23 protein-coding genes and 1 pseudogene are annotated in these 24139 nt (G+C 63.1%); 18 read left to right on the plus strand and 6 right to left on the minus strand.

Going from position 1 to position 24139, the window contains the following annotated elements; genetic code table 11:
• The first annotated feature begins 150 nt into the window (after positions 1-150).
• The 9 genes from NKI35_RS20750 to NKI35_RS20790 all read left to right on the plus strand — a co-directional run bounded on the left by NKI35_RS20750 (position 151) and on the right by NKI35_RS20790 (position 11133).
• Positions 151-1947 carry an acetolactate synthase 3 large subunit gene (locus NKI35_RS20750; protein WP_023817979.1) on the plus strand — a complete coding sequence of 599 codons (1797 nt, stop codon included), beginning with the start codon at positions 151-153 and terminating at the stop codon, positions 1945-1947.
• Positions 1948-2028: 81 nt separating this feature from the next.
• Positions 2029-2601, plus strand: a complete 573-nt coding sequence (gene ilvN, locus NKI35_RS20755) for an acetolactate synthase small subunit (RefSeq protein ID WP_023668352.1) — start codon at positions 2029-2031, stop codon at positions 2599-2601.
• A gap of 99 nt (positions 2602-2700) precedes the next feature.
• Entirely contained in the window at positions 2701-3297 is a 597-nt protein-coding gene (locus tag NKI35_RS20760; protein WP_352741363.1) for a LysE family translocator, read from the plus strand.
• Positions 3298-3522: 225 nt separating this feature from the next.
• Positions 3523-4818 (plus strand): efflux RND transporter periplasmic adaptor subunit, encoded by a 1296-nt coding sequence (locus NKI35_RS20765; RefSeq protein ID WP_352741364.1) that lies wholly within the window; start codon positions 3523-3525, stop codon positions 4816-4818.
• Positions 4815-7979, plus strand: coding sequence for an efflux RND transporter permease subunit (locus NKI35_RS20770; protein WP_352741365.1), 3165 nt, complete (start codon positions 4815-4817; stop codon positions 7977-7979). The genes NKI35_RS20765 and NKI35_RS20770 overlap by 4 nt, the downstream gene beginning before the upstream one ends.
• 64 nt (positions 7980-8043) lie before the next feature.
• Complete coding sequence (gene nthA, locus NKI35_RS20775) at positions 8044-8667, plus strand: nitrile hydratase subunit alpha (protein WP_023690920.1); 624 nt, start codon at positions 8044-8046, stop codon at positions 8665-8667.
• Complete coding sequence (nthB, locus tag NKI35_RS20780) at positions 8664-9323, plus strand: nitrile hydratase subunit beta (protein ID WP_023682072.1); 660 nt, start codon at positions 8664-8666, stop codon at positions 9321-9323. Before nthA ends, nthB begins: the two co-directional genes overlap by 4 nt.
• On the plus strand, positions 9310-9663 hold the full coding sequence (locus NKI35_RS20785) for a nitrile hydratase accessory protein (protein WP_023682071.1): 354 nt from the start codon (positions 9310-9312) through the stop codon (positions 9661-9663). Before nthB ends, NKI35_RS20785 begins: the two co-directional genes overlap by 14 nt.
• Before the next feature lie 342 nt (positions 9664-10005).
• On the plus strand, positions 10006-11133 hold the full coding sequence (locus NKI35_RS20790) for an ATP-dependent DNA helicase (RefSeq protein WP_023682070.1): 1128 nt from the start codon (positions 10006-10008) through the stop codon (positions 11131-11133).
• Positions 11134-11167: 34 nt separating this feature from the next.
• On the opposite strand, the gene NKI35_RS20795 is transcribed toward NKI35_RS20790, so the two are convergent.
• Entirely contained in the window at positions 11168-11587 is a 420-nt protein-coding gene (locus NKI35_RS20795; RefSeq protein ID WP_023682069.1) for a SpoIIAA family protein, read from the minus strand.
• A gap of 112 nt (positions 11588-11699) precedes the next feature.
• Between NKI35_RS20795 and NKI35_RS20800 the strand changes: the two genes are divergently transcribed.
• The 3 genes from NKI35_RS20800 to NKI35_RS20810 all read left to right on the plus strand — a co-directional run bounded on the left by NKI35_RS20800 (position 11700) and on the right by NKI35_RS20810 (position 15508).
• A complete protein-coding gene (locus tag NKI35_RS20800; protein WP_023668363.1) occupies positions 11700-12440 on the plus strand; it encodes a pyridoxine 5'-phosphate synthase in 741 nt (246 codons plus the stop codon).
• Positions 12441-12517: 77 nt separating this feature from the next.
• Positions 12518-14431: a potassium transporter Kup gene (locus NKI35_RS20805; RefSeq protein ID WP_023823130.1), complete on the plus strand. Its 1914-nt coding sequence runs from the start codon at positions 12518-12520 to the stop codon at positions 14429-14431.
• Between the two features lie 36 nt (positions 14432-14467).
• Complete coding sequence (locus NKI35_RS20810) at positions 14468-15508, plus strand: SDR family oxidoreductase (protein ID WP_352741366.1); 1041 nt, start codon at positions 14468-14470, stop codon at positions 15506-15508.
• Positions 15509-15558: 50 nt separating this feature from the next.
• On the opposite strand, the gene NKI35_RS20815 is transcribed toward NKI35_RS20810, so the two are convergent.
• Complete coding sequence (locus NKI35_RS20815; protein WP_352741367.1) at positions 15559-16449, minus strand: SDR family oxidoreductase; 891 nt, start codon at positions 16447-16449, stop codon at positions 15559-15561.
• 138 nt (positions 16450-16587) lie between these two features.
• Between NKI35_RS20815 and NKI35_RS20820 the strand changes: the two genes are divergently transcribed.
• Both NKI35_RS20820 and NKI35_RS20825 read left to right on the plus strand, forming a co-directional pair.
• A complete protein-coding gene (locus NKI35_RS20820) occupies positions 16588-16995 on the plus strand; it encodes a winged helix-turn-helix transcriptional regulator (protein ID WP_023690335.1) in 408 nt (135 codons plus the stop codon).
• A gap of 75 nt (positions 16996-17070) precedes the next feature.
• The gene (locus NKI35_RS20825; RefSeq protein ID WP_502897159.1) at positions 17071-18399 is read left to right on the plus strand and encodes an FAD-dependent oxidoreductase; all 1329 of its coding nucleotides are present in this window, start codon (positions 17071-17073) and stop codon (positions 18397-18399) included.
• Here the strand turns inward: NKI35_RS20825 and NKI35_RS20830 are convergent.
• Positions 18293-19027: pseudogene (locus tag NKI35_RS20830) on the minus strand (glutathione S-transferase family protein); the annotation flags it as partial. The gene NKI35_RS20825 and the pseudogene NKI35_RS20830 sit on opposite strands and share 107 nt — an antisense overlap.
• 1 nt (position 19028) lies before the next feature.
• Positions 19029-19334 carry a Rieske (2Fe-2S) protein gene (locus NKI35_RS20835; RefSeq protein WP_023668375.1) on the minus strand — a complete coding sequence of 102 codons (306 nt, stop codon included), beginning with the start codon at positions 19332-19334 and terminating at the stop codon, positions 19029-19031.
• Positions 19335-19429: 95 nt separating this feature from the next.
• Between NKI35_RS20835 and NKI35_RS20840 the strand changes: the two genes are divergently transcribed.
• From NKI35_RS20840 to ilvC, 3 genes are all read left to right on the plus strand, one after another.
• Positions 19430-19888 (plus strand): MarR family winged helix-turn-helix transcriptional regulator, encoded by a 459-nt coding sequence (locus NKI35_RS20840; RefSeq protein WP_023731255.1) that lies wholly within the window; start codon positions 19430-19432, stop codon positions 19886-19888.
• 143 nt (positions 19889-20031) lie between these two features.
• Positions 20032-20697, plus strand: a complete 666-nt coding sequence (locus tag NKI35_RS20845) for a TetR/AcrR family transcriptional regulator (protein WP_245271367.1) — start codon at positions 20032-20034, stop codon at positions 20695-20697.
• Positions 20698-20720: 23 nt separating this feature from the next.
• Positions 20721-21740, plus strand: coding sequence for a ketol-acid reductoisomerase (gene ilvC / locus NKI35_RS20850; protein ID WP_013531065.1), 1020 nt, complete (start codon positions 20721-20723; stop codon positions 21738-21740).
• A gap of 80 nt (positions 21741-21820) precedes the next feature.
• On the opposite strand, the gene NKI35_RS20855 is transcribed toward ilvC, so the two are convergent.
• Together NKI35_RS20855 and NKI35_RS20860 are read right to left on the minus strand one after the other, a co-directional pair.
• The gene (locus NKI35_RS20855; protein ID WP_023685169.1) at positions 21821-22105 is read right to left on the minus strand and encodes a PilZ domain-containing protein; all 285 of its coding nucleotides are present in this window, start codon (positions 22103-22105) and stop codon (positions 21821-21823) included.
• 169 nt (positions 22106-22274) lie between these two features.
• Positions 22275-22868, minus strand: a complete 594-nt coding sequence (locus NKI35_RS20860; RefSeq protein WP_352460273.1) for a BA14K family protein — start codon at positions 22866-22868, stop codon at positions 22275-22277.
• Positions 22869-23025: 157 nt separating this feature from the next.
• Here NKI35_RS20860 and NKI35_RS20865 point away from each other — a divergent pair, with 157 nt between their 5' ends.
• On the plus strand, positions 23026-24138 hold the full coding sequence (locus NKI35_RS20865) for an endonuclease/exonuclease/phosphatase family protein (RefSeq protein WP_352741369.1): 1113 nt from the start codon (positions 23026-23028) through the stop codon (positions 24136-24138).
• Position 24139: the final 1 nt, after the last annotated feature.

The raw sequence follows: 24139 nt of genomic DNA on the forward strand, positions 1-24139 counted from the left end.
TAGGAAAGCGCGTGGGCAAGGCGGTGTAACCGCCGGGCGAAAACCTCCCATGCGCAACACACAGGCTCCCATCGGGGGCCTTTTTTATTGCCCGAAACACGACTAAACGACCAGCAATCGCCTCATGGCTAGAAGTACGGGACCAGACCGATGAGCAACGGACAGAACGAACGGCGCGAAATGCCAAACAGGGAAATGACTGGCGCCGAAATGGTGGTGCAGGCGCTGAAGGACAATGGCGTCAAGCATGTCTTCGGTTATCCCGGCGGCGCGGTGCTTCCGATCTATGACGAAATCTTCCAGCAGGACGAGGTCGAGCATATCCTCGTCCGCCACGAGCAAGGCGCAGGGCATGCGGCCGAAGGCTATGCCCGCTCGACCGGCAAGGCCGGCGTCATGCTGGTGACCTCCGGCCCGGGCGCCACCAATGCGGTGACGCCGCTGCAGGATGCGCTGATGGATTCGATCCCGCTGGTCTGCCTGACCGGGCAGGTGCCGACTTCGCTGATCGGCTCCGACGCGTTCCAGGAATGCGACACGGTCGGCATCACGCGCCCCTGCACCAAGCACAACTGGCTGGTGAAGGACGTCAACGAATTGGCCGCCACCATCCATGAGGCCTTCCATGTCGCGACGACCGGCCGCCCCGGCCCGGTGGTGGTCGACATTCCGAAGGATGTGCAGTTCGCCAAAGGCATCTATGTGCCGCCGCAGGCGGCGCCGCGCACCAGCTATCAGCCGAAGGTCCAGGGCGACCTGGAAAAGATCAAGGCCGCCGTCGAACTGATGGCCAGCGCCAAGAAGCCGATCATTTATTCGGGCGGCGGCGTCATCAACTCCGGTTCGGAGGCCAGCCATCTGCTGCGCGAACTGGTCGACCTCACCGGCTTCCCGATCACCTCGACGCTGATGGGCCTCGGCGCCTATCCGGCATCGGGCAAGAACTGGATGGGCATGCTGGGCATGCACGGCACTTATGAAGCCAATATGGCGATGCATGATTGCGACGTGATGATCTGCATCGGCGCGCGCTTCGACGACCGCATCACCGGACGGCTGACCGCCTTCTCGCCCAACTCGAAGAAGATCCACATCGACATCGATCCATCGTCGATCAACAAGAACGTGCACACGGAAGTGCCCATCATCGGCGATGTCGGCCGGGTGCTGGAGGATATGGTGCGGCTGTGGCGGGCGAGCGCCAAGGCCGACAAGAAGGCGCTCCATCCCTGGTGGGAGCAGATAGCCAAATGGCGCGCGCGTGACTCGCTCGCCTTCAAGATGAACCACGATGTGATCATGCCGCAATATGCCATCCAGCGGCTCTACGAACTCACCAAGGACATGGACACCTACATCACCACCGAGGTCGGCCAGCACCAGATGTGGGCGGCGCAGCACTATCATTTCGAGAAGCCGAACCGCTGGATGACGTCGGGCGGTTTGGGCACGATGGGCTACGGCCTGCCGGCGGCGCTCGGCGTGCAGATCGCGCACCCGGATGCGCTGGTCATCGACATCGCAGGCGATGCCTCGGTGCAGATGACGATGCAGGAGATGAGCGCGGCGGTGCAGCACAATGCGCCGATCAAGATCTTCATCCTCAACAACCAGTATATGGGCATGGTGCGCCAGTGGCAGCAACTGCTGCACGGCAACCGTCTGTCGCATTCCTACACCGAGGCGATGCCCGATTTCGTCAAGCTGGCCGAGGCCTATGGCGGCCACGGCATTCGCTGCGAGAAACCGGACGAGCTGGACGATGCGATCAAGGAGATGATCGCGGTGAAGAAGCCGGTGCTGTTCGATTGCCGGGTGGCGACGCTCGCCAACTGCTTCCCGATGATCCCGTCGGGCAAGGCGCATAATGAAATGCTCCTGCCCGACGAGGCGACCGACGAAGCCGTGGCCAACGCCATCGACGCCAAGGGCAGGGAACTGGTCTAGGTCCAAGCCGGGGCAGGGCTGTCGCGAGAAGCCGTGCGCAAACAGAGAATTAGCTCAAAGTCTGAAATCGAGATTCATGTCATGAACGCACAGCTTCAACCGACCGGCTCCGCCTATTTCATCGCCAAGGAAACGGAAAAGCCGGAGAACCACACGCTCTCCGTTCTGGTCGACAATGAGCCCGGCGTGCTTGCCCGGGTCATCGGCCTGTTTTCCGGCCGCGGTTATAACATCGAGAGCCTCACCGTCTCCGAGACCGAACACGAGAAGCACCTGTCGCGCATCACCATCGTAACGCGCGGCACGCCGCATGTGCTGGAGCAGATCAAGCACCAGCTCGAGCGCATCGTGCCGGTGCACCGCGTCGTCGATCTCACCGTGCGCTCGCACGAGTTCGGCCAGGAGCGGCCGCTGGAGCGCGAGCTGGCGCTGGTCAAGGTCGCCGGCACTGGCGAAGCCCGCGTCGAGGCGCTGCGTCTGGCGGATGCTTTTCGCGCGTCGGTCATCGACGCCAACACCGAGCACTTCATCTTCGAGATTACCGGCAAGGGTTCGAAGCTCGACCAGTTCATCGCCATCATGAAGCCGCTCGGCCTGGTCGAGATCTGCCGCACCGGCGTGGCGGCGATGAATCGCGGCCCGCAAGGGATGTAGGCCTTCATGCGCGCGGCGGAGCGCTTTGGACCAATGGAACGAGGTTGCGTCCAGCGCTCTGTCGATTTAAGTCAGCATTGCTGACCTTTGTGAGCCGTCATGACCCTCGACGCTTTCCTTGCCCTTTTGGTCTACGCCTTCGTGACCTCGATCACGCCGGGGCCGAACAACCTCATGCTCTTGGCGTCGGGCGTGAATTTCGGCCTCGTCAGAACCATTCCGCATATGCTGGGCATCAGCATGGGTTTCCTGGTGCTGTTGCTTGCCGTCGGCTTCGGCCTGGGCGCGGTGCTGACGGCGTTTCCGGCCTTGCACGCCGGATTGAAGATCGCCGGCGGCGCCTACCTGCTCTATCTCGCCTGGAAGATAGCCATGTCGCGCTCGCTGTCCAGCAAGGGTGAGACGGAGGCACGGCCGATGCGGTTCATCGAGGCAGCCGCATTCCAGTGGGTCAATGCGAAAGCCTGGGTGATGGCGATCACCGCCATGGCCGTCTACTCCAATCCGGGCCACGCGTTCCTGTCGGTGGCGCTGATCGCGATCGCCTTCACCGCCGTCAACCTGCCAAGCGTCTCGGTGTGGGCCGGCTTCGGCACAGTGCTGCGCGGATTCCTGTCGGATCCGGTGCGGCTGAAATGGTTCAACATCGCCATGGGCGTGCTCTTGGCGGCGACGCTCTGGCCGATGCTGAAATAGACGCATCCGGCCTGAAATCTCAACTGCATCCTGGCTGGTTTTCCGACTGCTGAGCCGGCTGCATAGTCGTTGTGCAGTGCACATTAAATCTTCGTAATGCCGTGTTTAGGCCCTTTTCCGACAAATGTGCGTCCTATCTACTTCGGCGAGATCGCGGCAAGGCGCCGTGATTGCGTAGAATGAGACCACCGGGTTCGGCGTGTCGGATCATAGGGCTTTTAGTCGATGCGCGGTAAAGTCGTTCTGACGGTGGTGGTGGTAGCGGGCTGTGTCGCCGCGGCGTGGGTCTATTTTTCGCCGGCGGCGATGAGCAGTCTGCAGCAGATGCTGCCGGGCGCCAGGCAGACGGCAGCGGCGGACAAGCCGGCTGGATCGGACAAGGCTTCGGCCGACAAGGCTGGGGGCAAATCCGACGCCGGCGGTAATGCCGCCCGTTCGGCCTCGATCGTCTCGGCCACCGCGACAATGGCCGATTTTCCAATCCGCCGTTACGCCATCGGCTTCGTGTCTTCGCCGGCCGTGGTCAACATCAACGCCCGCGTGTCCAGCCAGATCGTATCGATCGACGTCAAGGACGGCCAGATGGTGAAGGCGGGCGACCTTTTGTTCTCGCTCGACGACCGGGCGCTCAAGGCGCAGCTTGCCAAGGATCAGGCGACGCTGGCCAAGGACCAGGCCCTGCTAACCAGTTCGGGCTCCGACCTTCAGCGCGCCAAGGATCTCGTCGCCAAGCAGGCCGGCACGCAGCAGACTTACGACCAGGCGGTGGCGGCGCAAAAGGCTGCGGCGGCGACGGTCGATGCCGACAAGGCGACGATCGACGCCGACAATGTCCAGCTCGGCTTTGCCAGCATCAAGGCGCCGATTGCCGGCCGGCTGGGCGCGGTCAACGTTTCGGTCGGTGACCTGGTTACCTTGAGCAACGGCAACTCGAGCACGGCCACGCCGCTGGTGACGATCACCGAGATGGATCCGCTGCAAGTCAACTTCAACCTGCCGGAGAGCAACCTGGCGCTGCTGCACAAGGCGCTGGCCAACCCGCAGCAAGGCGCGGTGACGCTGACCAAGGATGGCGATCCGACGCCGATCGGCAACGGCACGCTCGACTTCGTCGATTCCAGCGTCGACACCGCGTCCGGCACCATCGCGACACGGGCGAGCATTCCCAACGCCGATCTTTCACTGTGGCCCGGCCAGTATGTGAATGTCGTGCTCGACGCCGGCATCATGCCGCAGATGACATCCATCCCGACCGTTGCCGTGCAGCCCAGCCAGAAGGGGCCGTTCGTCTATGTCGTCAAGCCCGACAACACGGTCGAGATGCGGCCTGTGCAGGTGGCGCTGACCGAAGGCGAAAACAGCGCCATCAGCGAGGGAGTCAACCCAGGCGAGAAGGTTGTCGTCGAGGGCCAGACCAGGCTGAAGGACGGCGCCGCCGTGCATGAAGGCAAGGCAACTGCCGGCGGTCAGGCCGCGCCCAAGGTCGCCGAAGCGGCTAAGGCCGGTGGGGCCGCCCAATGATTTCCGAATTCTGCATACGCAGGCCTGTCGCCACGCTGCTGATGTCGTTCGCCCTCGTGCTGGGCGGGCTGTTTGCCTACAAGTTCCTGCCGGTGGCGGCATTGCCGAGCGCCGAATTCCCGGTCGTCAACGTCTCGGCCAACCTGGCCGGCGCGTCACCCGAAACCATGGCCACTTCGGTGGCGACGCCGCTGATCAAGCAGTTCGCCACCATTGCCGGCATCGATTCGATCTCAACCAGCAATTCGCTGGGACGCACGTCGATCGCCATCCAGTTCGTGCTCAACCGGGATATCGACGCGGCGGCCGCCGACGTGCAGGCGGCGATCGCGCGCACGCAGCGGCAGTTGCCGCCGGAGATGACGTCGCCGCCGAGTTATCGCAAGGTCAATCCGGCCGACGCGCCGATCCTTTTGATGTCGCTGGTCAGCGACACGGTTCCGCTCACCGACCTCGACGCCTTCGCCGAAAACGTCATCTCGCCCTCGCTGTCGACCATCGACGGCGTGGCGCAGGTGTCGATCTTCGGCCAGCAGAAATATGCGGTGCGCGTGCAGATCGACCCGACGGCGCTGGCGGCGCGCGGCATTTCGATCGACCAGCTGCAGACGGCAATCGCGTCGGCCAACTCCAACACGCCGCTCGGCGTCTTGCAGAACGACAAGCAGCAGCTGACCATCACGGCCAATACGCAGCTCACCGATGCCGCCGGGTTCTCCAACCTCATCATCGCCACCAAGAACGGCCATCCGGTGCGGCTGGGCGAGGTGACGCGCGTCATCGACTCGGTCGAGACCACGACGACTGCAAGCTGGTATGACGGCACGCGCGCCATCATCCTGGCGGTGCAGCGCCAGCCCGACGCCAACACGGTCGACGTCGTCGACAAGGTCAAGGCGATGCTGCCGTCGTTCAAGGACCAAATGCCGGCCGCCGCCGACATCAAGCTGCTCAACGACCGTTCGACCTCGATCCGCCAGGCCGTCGACGACGTCCAGTTCACGCTGCTTCTGACCATCGCTTTGGTGGTGATGGTGATCTTCGTCTTCCTGCGCCGGGTGACTGCAACCATCATTCCGGCCGTGGCGGTGCCGATCTCGTTGATCGCGACGCTCGGCGCCATGTTCCTGTTCGGCTTCTCCATCGACAACATCTCGCTGATGGGCCTGACGCTCGCAGTCGGCCTCGTCGTCGACGACGCCATCGTCATGCTGGAAAACATCTTTCGCCACATGGAGGAGGACGGTCTCTCGGCCTTCGATGCCTCGCTGAAGGGCGCGCGCGAAATCGGCTTCACCATCATCTCGATCTCGATCTCGCTGGTGGCGGTGTTCATCCCCGTGCTTCTAATGGGCGGCGTCATCGGCCGCATCTTCAACGAATTCGCCGTCGTGGTGACGGTCGCCATCCTGGCTTCGATGTTCGTGTCGCTGACACTGACGCCAATGCTGTGTTCGCGCTTGCTGTCGGTGACCAAGGCCGATCGCGACAAGCATGCCCCCGGCCACAAGCAGGATATCGTCACCCGCGGCTATGACCGGCTTTTGACCTTCTGCCTGCGCCACACTTTTCTGGTGTTCCTCGTCTTCGCCGGCACGGCGGCAGGGTCGGTCTGGCTGATCGAGGTCTCGCCGAAAGGCTTTTTCCCGCAAGAGGATATCGGCCAGATCTCGGTTACGACGATCGCCAGGCAGGACATCTCCTACGACGCCATGGTCAAGCTGCAGAACCAGGCGGCAAGTGTCTTCTCGCATTCGCCCTATGTCTCGCATGTCGCCTGGTCAGCCGGCGGCGGCAACAATGCGCTGAACCAGGGCCAGCTCTATGTGCAGCTGAAGGACAAGAGCCAGCGCCCCGACATCGACAAGGTGCTGTCGGATCTGCGGCGGCAACTGGCCACTGTGCCGGGGATCGATGCCTATATGCAGCCGGTGCAGAACCTGCGGCTTGGCGCGCGTTCTTCCGCCAGCGCCTACCAGCTCGTCGTTCAGGGCCTCGATACCGGCCTGACCGACACATGGGCGCAAAAGCTCAACGATGCGATGGCGGCCGATCATGCGAATTTCACCGACGTCACCAGCGATCTGCAGAACAATTCATTGCAGGCGACGCTGGTGGTCGATCGCGACAAGGCGGCGTCGCTCGGCATCGACACCGACACGCTGCGCTCCAGTCTCTATGGCGGCTTCGGCACGGAGCAGGTCTCGACGATCTTTGGCTCGGCCGACAGCTACGAAGTCATCATGGAGCTCGATCCCAACATCGAATGGTCGCCCGAGCGCATGCTGGCCATCCAGGTCAGGACGGCAAGCGGCAGCCTGGTGCCGCTCGGCGCCTTTGCCCGCGTCGACCGCACCGCCGGCGCGCTGACGGTCAACCAGCTCGGCCAGCTGCCCGCGGTGACCATCTCCTACAACCTGCCGCAAGGCGTGGCGCTGGGCGACAGCACGGCCCGCATCGCCGCGCTGAAGGAGCAGATCGGCATGCCGCCGGCGATTTCGACCAGCTTTGCCGGCACCGCCAAGACCTTCCAGGATTCGCTCGCCAATCAGGGCCTGCTGATCGGCGGCGCCATTCTGACCATCTATATCGTGCTCGGCATCCTCTATGAGAGCTTCATTCATCCGCTCACCATCCTGACCGGCCTGCCTTCGGCGGTGCTGGGCGCGGTGGTCGCGCTGCGCTTTGCCGGCATGGACCTGTCGGTGATCGCGGTGATCGGCATCCTGATGCTGATCGGCATCGTCAAGAAGAACGGCATCATGATGGTCGACGTCGCGCTGGAGCTGCGACGAGAAGGCATGTCGGCCAAGGAGTCCATACACAAGGCGTGCCTGATGCGTTTCAGGCCGATCATGATGACGACGTTGGCGGCGCTGATGGGCACGTTCCCGATCGCGCTCGGCACCGGCGCCAGTGCTGAGCTGCGCCAACCGCTCGGTGTCGCGGTCGTCGGCGGCCTCCTGGCGTCGCAGGCGCTGACGCTGTTCGTCACCCCGGTGATCTATGTCTATTTCGAGAATTTCTCCGGCTGGTTGATGGGCTTTTTCTCCTCGAAGAAGAACAAGCCGGCGCTGCATGCCGTCGCGACCGGCGAGCAGGCGTCGCTGTTCGGCCCCGAGGACCGGCTCATCGAACCCCAGAAGGCCGCCGCCGAATAGGCGATAGCCCGTGGCCCAAGCTGTCATGCTTGCGGCCGCGTGCCGCCGATCCTAATCTGCGGTCATGTCCCATGATCATGACCACGACAACGAACTTGACCCGTTTGCGGCGCGCGTGCGCGCGCTGGAGACCATCCTCACCGAAAAAGGCCTGATCGATCCGGCGGCGATCGACGTCATCGTCGACACCTATGAGACCAAGATCGGGCCGCGCAACGGCGCCAGGGCGGTGGCGAAAGCCTGGAGCGATCCGGCCTTTGCCGAGTGGCTGAAGCGCGACGCGACTGCGGCGATCACCTCGCTGGGCTACACCGGCCGCCAGGGCGAGCACATGCAGGCGGTGTTCAACACGGACGAGACGCACAACCTCGTCGTCTGCACGCTGTGCTCCTGCTATCCGTGGTCGGTGCTCGGCCTGCCGCCGGTCTGGTACAAGGCGCCGCCCTATCGCTCGCGCGCCGTGATCGATCCGCGCGGCGTGCTGGAGGAGTTCGGGCTGACCTTGCCGGCGGAGAAAAACATCCGCGTCTGGGATTCGACTGCCGAACTGCGCTATCTCGTGGTGCCGATGCGGCCTGACGGTACCGAAGGCTGGAGTGAGGACCAACTCGCCGAACTGGTCAGCCGCGATGCGATGATCGGCACGGCGGTGGCCAAAGAACCCGGGACAAAGAAGGTACCGGCATGAACGGGCCGCAGGATCTCGGTGGGCAGATGGGTTTCGGGCCGGTCGCGCCCGAAAAGGACGAACCGTATTTTCATGCGGATTGGGAGAGGCGGGCGCTCGGCGTCACGCTGACTGCCGGCGCCATGGGCGCGTGGAACATCGACGAGAGCCGACACGCCAGGGAATCGCTGCATCCGGCCGTGTATTATTCGTCGAGCTACTACCAGATCTGGATCAAAGCGCTCGAGGTGCTGCTGAAGCGCCATGGCTTCGTCAGCGAGCGCGATCTGACGGAGGGTCGGGCGGTCGATCCGGCGGCGACGCCCAAAAGGGTGTTGAAGGCCGAAAACGTGCCGGCGGTACTGGCCAAGGGCAGTCCCTGCGACCGGCCGGTTGAGACGGCGCCGCGCTTCAAGGCCGGCGATCCGGTGCGGACAAAGAATTTCAATCCCACCGGCCACACAAGGCTACCGCGTTATGCGCGCGGCAAGCACGGAGTTATCGAGGCCGTGCGTGACGGTTTTGTGTTCCCCGACAGCAACGCGCATGGCAACGGTGAAAACCCGCAATGGGTCTATACCGTGGTCTTCGATGGCTCGGAAATCTGGGGCGAGGGCGCCGACTCGACGCTGACCGTCTCGATCGATGCCTGGGAGAGCTATCTTGAGCCGGCCTGAAGGTGCATTGCCGGCGGGTCTGGACGAACCGGTATTCGCCGAACCCTGGCAGGCCGAAGCCTTCGCCATGACGGTGGCGCTGCATGACAAGGGCCTGTTTTCGTGGAGCGAATGGGCCGATGCGCTGTCGGCGCAAGTGAAGAAGCCGGGCGCCGCAAGCGACGGCCACGACTACTACGAGCATTGGCTGGCGGCGCTGGAGACGCTGCTGGCGGCCAAGGGCGTCGCGGGAAAAAGTGACGTCGACACGCTCGCCGCCGCCTGGGAACGCGCCGCGCATGCAACCCCGCACGGCAAGCCGATTTTGTTGGAGAACGATCCGGGGATTGGTGAGGGATGAAGTCCTCGCGATGTTTGCGCCGCCCCTCACCTGCCTGCCGGCATCCTCTCGCTGTATAGCGACGGGGAGAGGGGTCGCTCGCGTCGATGGTTTCGCCAATCTTAAGCATCTCATGATGGCGCCGAGGCTGCGGCCAGCCTTTTTCTCCCGGTCAGTATACGGGGAGAAATGCCCGGCAGGGCAATGAGGGGCAGCGCTGGCGGTTTGTCATTATCTGAAGCGATTGCCCTCCGTTCTCAATGCTTGTTCCCTTTACGTTCCGGTTCGAGCCTGATAGGCTGCGCCCTCGGCATTGATGGTGGCGGCCTTGTCTTTCCCTTGCGAATCCGGTCTCTCGCGCTGATGGAATTCTCTCCCCAACAGGATGAGGCGTTGAAGGCGGTGGCGCGCTGGCTGAAAGAGGGCCGGCCGCAGGTCTTCCGGCTGTTCGGCTATGCCGGCACCGGCAAGACCACGCTGGCGCGCTATTTTGCCGAGCATGTCGACGGGCAGGTGCAGTTTGCCGCCTTCACCGGCAAGGCGGCGCAGGTGCTGCGTTCCAAGGGCGCGGTCAATGCCCGCACCATCCATTCGCTGATCTACCGGCCGAAGGGCGAGGAATCGGTGTCGGACGAGGTGACCGGCAAGACCTCGATGTCGCCGACCTTCTCGCTCAACCGGCAAAGCCCTATTTCACGGGCGAAGCTGGTGGTCATCGACGAATGCTCGATGGTCGACGAGCAGCTTGGCCGCGACCTTCTGAGTTTTGGCACGCCGATCCTGGTGCTTGGCGATCCGGCGCAGCTGCCGCCGATCTCGGGCGGCGGCTTTTTCACCGAGCATGAGCCGGATGTGCTCTTGACCGAAATCCATCGCCAGGCGCGCGACAATCCGATCATCCAGCTGGCGCTCGACGTGCGCGAGGGCCGCGAGTTCATGCGCGGCGACTACGGCAGCGCGCAGGTCATCGGCAAGGAGGACGTCACCCAGGAGTTGGTGCTGAAGGCGGACCAGGTGTTGGTCGGCACCAACCGAACACGCCGCCGCTACAATCAGCGCCTGCGCGAGCTGAAGGGTTTCAATGCCGATTATCCGCAGGCCGGAGACAAGCTGGTCTGCCTGCGCAACGACCCCGCCAAGGGCCTGCTCAACGGTTCGCTGTGGAAGGTGATGACCTCGTCGCGCGAGACGGTGAAGCCGGGCATCAACCTTCTGGTCTCGCCCGAGGAGGACGATCCCGACCGCGGCGTCGCCAAGATCAAGCTGCTCAAGTCGGCTTTCGAGGATCCGGACGCCGATATCCCCTGGCAGCAGAAGAAGCGCTTTGACGATTTCGACTATGGCTACGCGCTGACCGTGCACAAGGCGCAGGGTTCGCAGTGGAACGACGTCGTGCTGTTCGACGAGAGCTGGGCGTTCAAGGAAACCCGCCAGCGCTGGCTTTATACCGCCATCACGCGGGCGGCAGAGCGGCTGACGATTGTTAGATAACTGGCGTTGGATAGCTGGCGTTAGATAGCCGGCGTCAGGTAGCAGCCGGCGCAGCAGGGCTGAGTGGCGTCGCACCCAGCCATTGCCAGGCATCCGCTTCATCCTCGGCCGCGAAGTGCCTGAACTCGATGGGTGGCGAAGCCGGAAGGAAGTTCCGCGCATCCGCTATCCAGTCGGGCTCACCGATCGTCGCGCACCGGGCGATATGCTCTAGCGCATGAACCGTACCTTGTTTCAGCGTCTCGTCGTCCATATCGATCCAGTCGACGCCCTCATGGTCGACCAGCCGCACCAAGACGTCGATCCTCGGGTGCAGCGCGTAGGCAGCCTCCAGCAATCCGAACAGATTTTCGCCGTCGGCGGCCGATACATGGCCGACGACGTCGATGGCGAAAAGGTCCTCACGGTCGGTTTCGAGGCGGCGGATCGCGGGCACGGATTGGAGAAAATTCATTGGCTGGGTTCCCCCTTGCGAGCAGATGTCATCACTGGAACACCCGAAAGCCCCTGTCTGTTCCCATCAAAGGCAGTATAGATGCGCTGCACAAACAGCCGGACCTCACGCCATGCCCGCGAAACTCTCGGTCAATCTCAACGCCATCGCCATGCTGCGCAACCGCCGCAACCTGCCGTGGCCCAGCGTCACCGGGCTCGGCCGCCTGGCGTTGGCGGCCGGCGCGCACGGGCTGACGGTTCATCCGCGGCCCGACGAGCGCCACACCAGGCATTCCGACCTGCCCGAGATCCGGGCGCTTATCGACGACGAGTTTCCCAAGGCGGAATTCAACATCGAGGGCTACCCGACCGAGGATTTTCTGGCGCTTGTGGAAAGGCACCAGCCGGAGCAGGTGACGCTGGTGCCCGACGATCCGGCGCAGGCGACATCAGACCATGGCTGGAACTTTGCCGCCGAGGCGGCGTTCCTTAACCCGATCGTCAAGCGTCTGAAAAAAGGGGGCTTCCGCGTGTCGTTGTTTTCCGATCCGGATCCCACCGGCGTCAATGCCGCGCGCGACACCGGCGCCGACCGCATCGAGCTCTATACCGGGCCCTACGGCAGCTACCATTCCGATTCCGCCAAGGCGCGGAAGGAGCTGGAAAGATTGGGAAAAACCGCGGATGCCGCACTCGCCGCCGGGCTCCAGGTCAATGCCGGGCACGATCTGGTGGTGAACAACCTTCCGGCATTGGCAAAGCGCATTCCGGCATTGGCCGAAGTGTCTATCGGACACGGGTTGACAGCCGATGCGTTGGAGTATGGCATGGCCGGCACGGTGGGGCGGTTTCTGAAGGCTTGCGGTTGGTAGCGGTGGAAGGCTCGTGTCGAAGGTGATATCGCATGATAGCAAGCAAGGCGCACCGCGCGGTGATCGGGGAGTAGTCGATGGCTCTTTCCAGCATCGGTAGCGAGGCTGAACCCGTCGAACAACCGAACCACTCCCACACTGAACAGCACAGCACCAAAGTTCTGATGCTGGGCGCGCTTGGCGTCGTCTATGGCGATATCGGCACCAGCCCGATCTATGCCTTCCGCGAGGCGCTTCACGCTTCGCCTGGTACCGACACGCGTATAGATGTCCTGGGCGTGCTGTCGCTGATCGTCTGGGCGCTGACGATTATCGTCACCATAAAATACGTCGCTTTCGTGCTTCGCGCCGACAACAAGGGAGAGGGCGGCACGCTGTCCCTGATGGCGCTGGCGCGCAGCGCCTATCCAAAAGGCGCCAAGCTTATCCTCGGCATCGGACTTTGCGGGGCGTCGCTTTTTTTCGGAGACGCTATCATAACTCCGGCCATTTCCGTGCTGTCGGCAGTTGAGGGCCTGGAAGTGGTGACACCGACGCTGGAGGCCTATGTCGTTCCGATCACCTTGGTCATCCTGGCATTTCTGTTCTCCGTGCAGCGCTTCGGCACGGGGAAGGTGGCGGCAGTATTCGGGCCGGTGACGGCGCTATGGTTCCTGGCCATCGGCGTTTCCGGGCTCTACCACCTGATGGATGATCCTTCGGTGCTGTTGGCGATCAACCCGTATTATGCGATCGCCTACTTAGCCGGCACGCCGACCGCCGCTTTCGTGACCGTTGGTGCAGTGTTCCTGGCGGTAACGGGGGCCGAGGCGCTTTATGTCGACCTTGGACATTTCGGGCGCAAGCCGATCGTACTCGCGTGGTTTTCCGTGGTGTTTCCTTGCCTGCTGCTCAACTACTTCGGCCAAGGCGCCTTTGTTTTGGCGAATGGCGGCAGGCCGACCAATCCATTCTTCGAGATGTTGCCGGATTGGGCGCTGATGCCAATGGTCGGCTTAGCAACGGCCGCCACCGTGATCGCCAGTCAGGCGGTGATCTCGGGTGCTTTTTCGCTGGCACGTCAGGCAGTGCAACTCAACCTGCTGCCCCGCATCGAGGTGCAGCACACGTCCGAAATGCAGAGCGGCCAGATTTATATGCCGCGCGTCAACCTGCTCATCGCCCTGGGAGTGATGTTGCTGGTTGTCGGCTTCGGCAGCTCGAGTTCGCTGGCTTCCGCTTACGGAATTTCGGTAACCGGCGAGATGCTGATGACAACCATTCTGCTGTTCGTTGTCATGCGCAATTTGTGGAAATGGCAGCTTGGGCTCGCCCTGGCATTGGCGCTGCTGTTCGGCACCATCGACATGGGTTTCTTCCTGGCGAATGTCGTCAAGATCGTGGAAGGCGGATGGGTGTCAATATCCGTTGCCTGCCTCATGGGGCTGATCATGACCACCTGGATACGCGGCAGCCGCTATCTGTTCGACAAGACCCGGCGCAACGAAATCCCGCTCGATTTCCTCGCCGGCAATCTGTTGAAGAAGAAGCCGCAGCTGGTGTCCGGCACCGCCGTGTTCCTGACCAGCGATCCGCAAAGCGCGCCGACAGCGCTGATGCACAGCCTGAAGCACTACAAGGTGCTGCACGAGCAGAACGTCATTCTGTCGGTGGTCACCGCACCGCAGCCGCTGGTGCCCGACAGCGAGCGGGTCAAGATGGAGACAGTCAACGAGTTGTTCATGCGGGTGACGCTGACCTTCGGCTATATGGAGCAGCCCAACATTCCGCGCGCGCTGGCGATCTGCCGCAAGCAGGGCTGGAAGTTCGACATCATGACGACGTCGTTCTTCCTGTCGCGGCGCTCGCTCAAGGCATCGCCCAATTCCGGCATGCCGGTGTGGCAGGACAAGCTGTTCATCGGGCTCGCCCGCTCGGCGGCCGACGCGACGGAGTACTTCCAGATCCCGACCGGACGTGTGGTCGAGATCGGCACGCAGGTGGCGATCTAAAGGGTCTCGAAGGGATAAATCGTCGAGGAGGCTAATATGAGCGGCGAATTGGTGCTGGTCACCGGCGGGTCCGGCTTCCTCGGCGCTCACTGCATCCTCGAACTGTTGAAGGCCGGCTACCGCGTCCGCACCTCCGTGCGATCGGCCAGGCGCGAAGCCGATGTGCTCGCCATGCTCAAGGCAGGTGGCACGGAGCCCGGTGACGCCCTTTCATTCGCCCATGCCGATCTGATGGCCGACGCAGGCTGGCCGGCGGCGGTGGCCGGCTGCGATTACGTGCTGCATGTCGCATCGCCTTTTCCCACCGGCGTGCCCACGCATGAGGATGACCTGATCCATCCGGCGCGCGAGGGCGCGTTGCGCGTGCTGCGGGCGGCGCGGGATGCCGGCGTCAGGCGCCTCGTGCTCACCTCATCCTTCGCGGCCGTCGGCTATGGCAAGATGCGCGCGGATGGGCAGCCTTTCAACGAGGAAAACTGGACCGATCCGGCAGGCAAGGTCAGCGCCTATGTGAAGTCCAAGACGCTCGCCGAGCGCGCGGCCTGGGATTTCATCGCCGAGCAGGGCGGCGCGCTGGAGCTTGCGGTCGTCAATCCCGTTGGCATCTTTGGACCGGTGCTCGGCGCGGACCATTCGACCTCGACCGAATTTGTCCAGCGCATGCTGAACGGCGCCGTGCCTGGGCTGCCGCGCCTGTCCTTCGGCGTCGTCGATGCGCGCGACGTGGCGGATCTGCATGTTCGCGCCATGACCCACCCCGCCGCCAAGGGCGAACGGTTCCTGGCTGTCGCCGGCGATTTCATGACGGTGCGCGAGATCGCGCAGACCCTGAAGACGCGGCTCGGGCCGGCGGCGTCGCGCGTCTCGACGCGGGAGTTTCCCGATTGGCTGGTGCGCATCATCGGGCTGTTCAATCCGGAAGCGGCACAACTCGCAACGGAACTGGGCAAGATCAAGAACGCCACCAACGCCAAGGCGGTGCGCGTGCTCGGCTGGGCGCCACGCTCGCGCGAAGATGCTTTGATTGCCACGGGCGAAAGCGTGATCCGGCTGGGACTGGTCAAGCGACGTAAGTAATTGTGCGGGAGGCCGAACCTTAAGGGCTCGGCGTCCCGCAACGGCAGCTTTCAGCCGGCCAGTGCAGCCTTGTTCGTCTCCAGAAACTGCTTCAGCGGCACCGACTTTCGGCCGGAGAGTTTTTCGACCGCGTCTGTCACCATGCCGAGGTCACCTGCGCGTGCGGCAGCGTCGAACGACACCAGCACCTTGGCGAAGGGTTCAGGCAGGCCGGCCGACTTCATTCCCTCGGTCAGGGCTTCGTCGGAAAGCTGGATGACCTGGATCGGCTTGCTGGTGACTTCGGTGACCAACGCCGCCACTTCGGCAGCAGTATACGCACTGGGGCCGGTCAGCGTGTAAGTCGCGCTTTCGCTGCTGTCCGAGGCGAGCCCCGCTGCGATCGCCGCCGCGAAATCGTCACGCGTGCCGTAGGAAATGGCGCCGTCGCCGGCGGAGGTGTACCACTGACCCGATGCCAGAGCCTGCGGCAACGCCATGAACAGGTTCTCGTTATACCAGCCGTTGCGGAATATCGTGTAGGGGATGCCGGTCGCCTTGATCGCCTGTTCGGTGTCGTAGTGGTCGGGCGCGAAAACAACCGGCGAACCAGGCTCGGGGTTGGGCATCGAGGTGTACAGCAGGTGGCCGACGCCAGCCTGTTTGGCCGCCGTCACCGCCGCAAGCTGCTGCTCGCGCCGCTTCCCCTGTACCTCAAGTTCGTTGGTCGAGATGACGAGTGCCCGGTCGGCTCCCGCGAAGGCCTCGGCAAGCGATTGCGGGTCGTTGAAGTCAGCGGCTCTGACGACGACGCCGCGCGCCGTCAGATCGGCAAGGTTGGCGGGTGTACGGGTGGTGGCGATGATGCGGTTTGCGGAGATCTTTAATGTGTCCAGCAGGTGGTTGATGACGCCGCGGCCAAGCTGGCCGGAAGCGCCGGTGACGAGAAGGGTTGCGGTCATGGGGGATCCTGAAATTGCGCCGGGTGGCGGGTGCTTTTGACAGTCTCAAAAAGAGACCAGCACTAAAATAAGAATTGACCGGCCACCGTAAAGAAGGCAGTTTTTAGGGAGGTAGGCACCGCCAGGGAACCACCAGCGATGGACGGCAAGGTCGTCAATCTGAGAACCAAGCTCAATATATTCAAAGCCACCAGCGATGGCGCAAACATTGCCGATTGCCCGGTTCGCGACGTGATGCAGGGCGTGAACGGCAAATGGAGTTCGCTGCTGATGGCGGCGCTCGCAGAGCAGCCCTATCGTTTCGGCGAGTTGCGGCGCCTGGTGCCCGACATCTCGCAGCGCATGCTCACCCAGACGCTCCACGATCTGCAGCGCGACGGCTTTGTTCATCGCGAAGTGTTCCCGACCAAGCCGCCAAGCGTCGAATACAGCCTGACCGATCTCGGCCGTTCGATGTTCGGCGCCTTGCATCAACTGATCCTGTGGGCCGAACTCAACCATGGTGCGGTGCGCAAGGCGCGCGCTGCCTTCGACGCCGGTGGCTGATATTTTGGTCCATGCAGCAACGGCTTGATTTGACAATGGCGCTGAAGGATTGTCCCGCCAGTGGTTGGGCGGGCAATGGAAAAATCTCTAGACATCGCGATTGCGGGCGCCGGCCCGGCGGGGCTCGCCACCGCGCTCTTTCTCAAGCGTGCGGGCCATAACGTCACCATCTTCGAACGTTTCGAGGAGCCCAAGCCCGTCGGCTCCGGACTGATCCTGCAGCCGACCGGGCTGAGCGTGGTTGCCGATCTCGGCCTGCTCGACGACATTCTGGCGCTCGGCAGCCGCATCGAGCGTCTGCATGGCGCCGATGCCTCGACCGGCCGCACCGTGCTCGCCGTGCGCTACGACGCGCAGCCTGGCGGCCGCTTCGGGCTGGCGGTGCACCGGGCGGCGCTGTTCAACGTGTTGTTCCGCGCCGCGCAGCGCCAAGGCATCGCCATCGAAACCGGTGTCGAGATCGAGGCGCTGGACGTCGGTGAGCGGGCAAGCCTGATCTTCGACAAGAGCCGAACGGTGGGGGGCCGCAGGGCAGGGCCGTTCGACCTCGTCGTCGACGCCAGCGGCTCGCGTTCGAAGCTGCGCCGGTGCCTCAACGATCCGGCCGAGCCGCGGCAGCTCACTTACGGCGCGTTCTGGGCCTCGCTCGGCTGGCGCCAAGGCTTCGACGAAAATGCGCTGCTGCAGCGCTACGACAAGGCCAGCGTGATGATCGGCGTCCTGCCGATCGGCCGACCGGAGCCGGGCGGGGAAAAGATGGCGGCGTTCTTCTGGAGCCTGAAGCCGGCGGATGCCGAAAACGTGCGCGCGGCAGGGCTCGACGCCTGGAAGGCGAGACTGGTCTCGCTGTGGCCACAGTGCGAGGCGTTCACCAGTCAGATCGACAGCTTCGACCAGCTGTCGCTGGCGCGCTACGGCCACCACACGATGAAGCTGCCGGCCGGCCGCAGGCTGGCCGTCATCGGCGATGCCGCGCATTCGACCAGCCCGCAGCTCGGGCAAGGCGCCAACATGGCGCTGCTCGACGCGGCAGCACTCAGCCATGCCTTGGCACAAACGGGCAACGTCGAGGCAGCGCTGGAAAGCTACGCCCGGGCGCGGCGATGGCATGTCCGAATCTTCCAGCTGCTGTCGCTGGCGCTGACGCCGTTCTACCAGTCGGACGGCACGATGCTGCCCTTCTTCCGCGACAGGCTGGTGGCAACCATCGCCAAAATCCCGCCAGTGCCAAGCGTGCTTGCCTCGATGGTGGCCGGCACGCTGATCGATCCGTTCAGGCGGATCGGGCTAGAGGAGGTGCACTGGCCAGATCATCCGGCGGGATCAGGGTCGAGAGAAACGAATTTCTCGCACGCAGGAATAGACGCAGCCGCTGCGGATAGTCCGGCGCCACGGCACCCTTGATCGAGGCGCGTTCGCTCAACGCCTTGCGCCAGGCCTGGACCAATGGCTTGCCGTCCAGAATGCCGAAATTGCCGATCCGGTCAAAGGCGTCGAGATAGCGGAAGACCGGGCCGTAGACGGCATCGACGAGGCAAAAGCGCTCGCCGTTGAACCACGGTCCGGCCTGGTCGGCCAGTTCGTCCTCCAGACGATCGAACATGGCCGAAAGTGCCGTGGACTCTGCCAGGAAGGCGGCCTCCGTCGAAGCCGAGTAGAACCGGCCGATGGTGTTCAATGTCGCCGAGCCGAACTCGATCCAGGCGCGATGCCGGGCACGGGCGTAGGCGTCGGCCGGATGCAGAGGATTGGCTTGCGTCTCCTCGAGGAATTCGAGAATGACGGCGGATTCGAAGATCACCGTCTCCTCGCCATTTGCCTGGACGATCAGCAGCGGCACCTTGCCCAGCGGCGAAATCGCCTTGAACCAATCCGGCTTGTCGGCGAGGTCGATGGTGACGTGCTCGAACGGCACGCCTTTCTCGGCCATCGAGATCGCCGCGCGCTGCACATAGGGGCAAAGATGATGGCTGACGAGAGTGAGCTTGCCAGTCATTTCATTCTTCTCAGGCATTTCATTCTTCTGAGGCATGTCACTCTCCCCAGACATAGTTCAACGCGCCGTCCTCGACGCGCGTCGACAGGAACATCAGTCGCGACGCTTTTGGCGCCGGACCTTCAAGCCTATCGCCGCTTTCCATATCGAAGGCGGCACCGTGCCATTGGCAGACCAGCTTGCCGTCCTTGCAGTCGAGCGGCCCGCCGAAATGCAGGCAGACATTGGCGGCGGCACGGACACGCTCGCCGCTGCGCCAGACATGGACCTCGCGGCCGAAGAACGGTGCAATCAGGCTGCCCGTCTGCGGGACGTCGGCGACTTTGCAGATTTCGTGTTTCATGGATTTTTCCCGGATTGATGCAGCTGCATGCATATAGATGCATGTGCATTGATCGTCAAGCTTGATGCAACTGCATCTATTGCCTAGGATGGGTCATGACCAAAACAACCACGCCTTCGCCCGAAGCCGTCAAGGCCTGGGCCCGCCTGATGCGGGTTTCGCGCCAGCTCATCGAAAAGGCGGAAGAGGCTTTGAAGACCAGCGGCTTGCCGCCGCTCGACTGGTATGACGTGCTGCATGAACTCGCCGAGGCGGGCGAGGGCGGGCTGCGGCCATTCCAGCTGACCGAGCGCACTCTGTTTGCGCAGTACAACATCTCGCGGCTCCTGGCGCGCCTTGAGGCCGACGGACTGGTCGAGAAGCTCAGGGTTGCCGATGACGGCCGCGGCCAGACCATCCGCATCTCGGCCAAGGGCCGTCAGACGCGGCGACGGATGTGGGCTGTCTATGGACGGTCGATTGCGGAATTGGTCGGCGCAAAACTCTCCGCGGAGGAGCTGAAGATACTGGCGAGCCTGCTTGGAGAGCTGCGCCATCCGCCCGCCGATGATTGATCCGTCAGAATCTCGTGGTTTGCTCGGCGGCTCTCACGTCGACGATTTTTCTACCTGACCCCTTGCGTCGAGCATAGGATTGCGCAATATGCCGAACCGTAACGTACGGTACGCCGTTTGAGGCGACCCGGCGACCTCATCGAATGGGCAGGAAATTGTTGCAGGCAAGGGCCGAGATCGATACCAGCGAAGTGCTGACAGAGCGGCAAAAGGCCGTCCTGGACGCGGCTTTGCGGCTGCTGGTCGAGGAGGGCGACAATCTGACCATGACGGCGGTGGCGCGCCGCGCCAGCTGCTCGAAGGAAACGCTCTACAAATGGTTCGGCGACCGCGACGGACTGCTGACGGCGACCGTGCAGTGGCAGGCATCGAAAGTGCGCGTGGTGCCGGTCGACGGTGAGCGGCTCGATCTTGCCTCGCTGACGGCAAGCCTGGAAGGCTTCGCCTCGGACTGGCTGAAGGTGATTTCGAGCGATACCTCGATCGCGCTGAACCGCGTCGCGGTCGGCCATGCCGGATCCGGAAAGGACGATCTCGGCGCGATCGTGCTGGAGAATGGCCGTTTCGCGCTGGCCAGACGGTTGAAGCCGGTGCTGCTTGCCGGCAAGCAGGCCGGGCTGCTCGACTTTACGGACGCCGAAATGGCGTTCCGGACCTTTTTCGGGCTGGTCGCCCGCGACGTGCAGATCCGTCTCCTGCTCGGCGACCGGCTGGAATTGACTGAAGCGGCGATCGGCGGCGATGCCGCCCGGGCGACGCAGCAGTTTCTCGCTCTTTATGGAGCAAAAACCGGGCCGCAAGGCCTCTAATCTCTGTGGGAAGGAAGCAAAAGATGCGTGTCTATTACGATCGCGACGCCGATCTCAATCTGATCAAGGGCAAGAAGGTCGCCATTATCGGCTATGGCAGCCAAGGCCGGGCGCACGCGCTCAACCTCAAGGATTCCGGCGCCAAGGAAATCGCCATCGGCCTCAAGGCTGGATCGGCGACCGCCAAGAAGGTCGAGGCTGACGGGCTCAAGGTGATGAGCGTGGCGGACGCTGCCAAATGGGCCGATTTGATGATGATGGCGACGCCTGACGAGCTGCAGGCCGACATCTACAAAAACGAAATCGCGCCAAACATTCGTGACGGCGCCGCGATTGCCTTCGCGCACGGCCTCAACGTGCATTTCGGCCTCATCGAGCCGAAGTCGACCGTCGATGTCGTCATGATCGCGCCGAAAGGCCCCGGCCACACGGTGCGCGGCGAATACCAGAAGGGCGGCGGCGTGCCGTGCCTGGTCGCCGTCAACCAGGATGCTTCCGGCAACGCGCTCGATCTCGCTCTGTCCTACGCCTGCGGCGTCGGCGGCGGCCGTTCGGGCATTATCGAGACCAATTTCCGCGAGGAATGCGAGACCGATCTGTTCGGCGAGCAGGTGGTGCTCTGCGGCGGCCTGGTCGAACTGATCCGCGCCGGCTTCGAGACGCTGGTTGAAGCCGGCTACGCACCCGAAATGGCCTATTTCGAGTGCCTGCACGAGGTCAAGCTGATCGTCGACCTGATCTATGAAGGCGGCATCGCCAATATGAACTACTCGATCTCGAACACCGCCGAATGGGGCGAATATGTCTCAGGCCCGCGCATCATTACCGCCGAGACCAAGGCCGAGATGAAGCGCGTGCTGAAAGACATCCAGACCGGAAAATTCACCTCGGAGTGGATGCAGGAATACCGCGCCGGCATGTCGCGCTTCAAGGGCATCCGCCGCAACAATGACAGCCACCAGATCGAGGAAGTCGGCGCCAAGCTGCGCGCCATGATGCCCTGGATTTCCAAGAACAAGCTGGTCGACAAGGCCAAGAACTAACCCGCAGTCGTCGGGATTGGGAGCAAAGAGCCGGCGGAGCGATCCGCCGGCTTTTGATGCCGGTTTATCGATCAGGATACTCAGCCGTAGTGCCAATGCGGCTTCGGCTCGGTGCCGGTGAACTCGACGCCGATGCGGTCGTCGCGGCGCCAGCGCACGATGGCCTTGTAGCCGATGCCGTCGACCGGCACATAGAGCAGGAACTCGTCCGGCACGCGCGCGTCTATAGACACTTTCAGCTCGGCGCCGCCGGCATGCATGTTGCGCACCGTGCACTTGACCTCGGAATTGGTGAGGCCGGTCAGAATCGTCGCGCCTTTCAGCACGCGCTGCCGGTGTTTGTTTCGCAATTCGTTGTCGGCCATGACGGCACGTCCTTCGCGACCGGATCGGCGCGATCGTCAGATGGGGCACGATATCACGGATAGGCTGAGCCGATAAACATATGGTTAGCGGTGACCGAGACCAGCCGTCTTTCCCAAATGAAAACGGCGCCGCGATGGGGCGGCGCCGTCGTGTATTGTCGTTTATAGTTCAGCTGTAGGGCGACCAGCATTGCTGGCGCGGGCCACCATAGGGCTGGAACGTGTTGTCCCAGGCCCGGTAGGACCGATAGCGGTCGTAGCACCACTGTACATGGGCGCTGGACAGACGCTGCGTGCGGTAATAGCGGCGGGGCGCCGGCTGCACGTAGTAGCCGTCATTGTAATAGCCGTTATTGTAGTAGCCGTTGTTGTAGATGCTGCCGAGGCCGAGACCCAGGCCGAGGCCGAGAACTGCTGCGGCGCCGGTGTCAAAATCACGGCCGCGATGGTGGCGGTGATGGCGCCAGCGCCAGTTGTCGCCGCCGTTCCAGTTGCCGCCATTCCAGTTGCCGTTGTTCCAGTTGCCTGACCGGGCAAAGCGACGGCCGTCGTGGCGGCGCCACTGCCAATCGTTGAAGGAGCGGCGGTCATTGCCGCCCGCCCAGCTGTCGCGAACCGGTGTGATGTCAGACAATGCGGTGCTTGTCGGCACCGCCAGGTTTGGCTGCAGGATCGGGCCGGCGGCGGATGGCGCCGTGAGACCCGAGAAAAGACCGAGCGCTAACAGCCCGGATTTGACTGTGGACGAAAAGAGCGAGCTCATTGCACTCTCCAAGTGATACAGGCCCCACGCCCGGATACCCCAGGGAAGTGGCCTATTGATGGACCTTGGCGTCTGAACGGAGGATGAACAGAAAGGTTCCATCAGCCATGACGAGCAGCCCTTGTTTTCATTGGCGCTTGCAGGCAAAGGTCAGCCCATGTCGCTGCGCCTCGCCACTTTCAATGTCGAAAACCTGATGAACAGGTTCGATTTCTCGGGCTTCCGCAACCAGCTCAACGAAGACCGCACGCTGGCGCTTTTCGACATCCAGAGCGAAGCCGAATACCGGATGCTGGAGCAGGCGCGCGCCATCGCACAGTCCGACGATACGCGCCAGTTGACCGCGCTCGCCATCGCCGCCACCCGCGCCGACATCATCTGCATGCAGGAGGTTGACAACATCGAGGCGCTGAAGGCGTTCGAGTATGGCTATCTCTTCAAGATGGTGGGCGAGGGTTACCGGCAGAAATACACCACCGCCGGCAATGATTCGCGCGGCATCGACGTTGCCCTGATGATGCGCAACGAGACAGCGCAAGGTCAGCCGATCGAATTCGTGCGCATGACCAGCCATGCCTATGTCACGTTCGAGCAGTTCGGATTGCACACGCCTGAACTCGAGGCGCTCGGCAACCTGGCCAATGAACGCATCTTCCGGCGCGATTGCCTGGAGGTCGACATCAAGGTCGGCGGCGTGCCGCTGACGCTTTACCTCGTCCATTTCAAATCGATGGGCTCGCCGCGCAATGGGCTCGACGGCCGCGAGGCGACGATGCCGGTGCGCATCGCCGAGGCGCAAGCCGTGCGCCGCATCATCGAGGAGCGCTTCGGCAAAGAGCACGCAGCCGATAAAAACTGGGCGATCTGCGGCGACATGAACGACTACCGCCAGCGGGTGAAGATCGAGGGCGACGCTATCGACGGCTACCGCTTCCAGGTGATCGACGAGAGCCAGTCCTGTATCGATGTGCTCACCGCCGGCGGCTTTTGCGAGAATGTCGTCGAGCGGCGGCCGGAGTTGGACCGCTGGAGTTTCTACCACACGCGCGGGCCGAAGGAGCGGCATCTGTGCCAGCTCGACTACATCCTGCTGTCGAAAGGGCTGGCGGCGAAGAATGCGACGGCGGTTCCCGACATCATCCGCAACGGCCAGCCCTGGCGCACCATCTTTCCGGCGGGACAGGCGGTGGAGCGCTTTCCGCGCGCCGGCTGGGACCGGCCGAAGGCGTCGGACCATTGTCCCGTCGCAATTACCCTGGACATGGCTTGAG

It is taken from the genome of Mesorhizobium sp. M0676 (genome assembly GCF_040320535.1).
Lineage (GTDB): Bacteria > Pseudomonadota > Alphaproteobacteria > Rhizobiales > Rhizobiaceae > Mesorhizobium.